The following is a 1,036-nucleotide window of genomic DNA, read 5'->3' as shown; positions in this document are numbered from 1 at the left end:
TGGGCCTGGAGGCTACTTCTAATTACGGTTACCACCTGACCGCTTTTTGCCAAAACTCGGAGAAACTGGCCCCGTTTTCACCGCAAATCCATGTTTTAAATCCCAGGACGGTCAATAACTTCAAGAAATCTTACAATGACTTGCCCAAAAATGATGATATCGATGCCTGGGTTATTGCTGATAAATTGCGCTTCGGTCGCCTCCCGGAGGAGGTTTTTATGGACGAACGTTTCCTTGCCCTCCAACGGTTGACCCGCACCAGGTTTCACTTAGCCCAGACGATTGCCCGGGAAAAGATGTATTTCTTAAACAATCTTTTCCTGAAATTCAGTTCCCTGCGCCAGGAGAAGATCTTTTCCGATCCCTTCGGCGCTACGGCCATGGCAGTGGTAGAGGAATTCTATTCCCCGGACGAGATTGCTGCCATGCCTTTAGAGGAACTGGTTTCTTTTCTACAGGAGAAGAGCAAAAACCGCCTGGTGGATGCTGAAGGGGTGGCTAAAGCCCTGCAGAAAGCGGCACGCTCTTCCTATCGCCTGAGTAAGTCCCTGGCTGACCCTGTTAACGCCTGCCTGGCTACCAGTATCAGCGTCATCCGGGCCCTGCAGTCAGAGTTGAAAAGGTTGGATAAGCTGATTGCCCAGCATCTGGAGGCCTTCCCTCAGACTTTAACTTCCATCAAAGGTGTTGGCCCGGTTTATGCGGCTGGCATTCTGGCCGAGATCGGCGACATCAGCCGGTTTAAAAACCAGAAAGCTCTGGCTAAATACGCCGGTCTGGTATGGAACGAACACCAATCCGGCCAGTGGAAGGCCCAGGATACCCCGCGGGTTCGCTCCGGCAACAAGTACTTGCGCTATTACCTGGTGGAGGCAGCTAACCTGGTTAGGGTGCATGATCAGGAATACCGCGAATTCTACCAGGCCAAGTACAATGAAGCCCGTACGCATAAACATAAAAGAGCACTCGTCCTTACCGCCAGAAAACTGGTCCGGCTGGTTTTTGCTTTGCTGCGCTCAAACCAGCTTTATACGCC

Annotated in this window: 1 protein-coding gene; it reads left to right on the top strand. The window is 51.6% G+C overall.

The window, feature by feature from the left end; genetic code table 11:
- Positions 1–5 precede the first annotated feature (5 nt).
- On the top strand, positions 6–1,036 hold a 1,031-nt coding region (locus D7024_RS14505), incomplete at its 3' end, for an IS110 family RNA-guided transposase (protein ID WP_341467007.1).

It is taken from the genome of Desulfofundulus salinus (assembly GCF_003627965.1).
Classification (GTDB): Bacteria; Bacillota; Desulfotomaculia; order Desulfotomaculales; family Desulfovirgulaceae; genus Desulfofundulus; species Desulfofundulus salinus.
The sequence above is the reverse complement of the archived record's forward strand: the minus strand, read 5'-3'. Positions and strand labels throughout refer to the sequence as shown.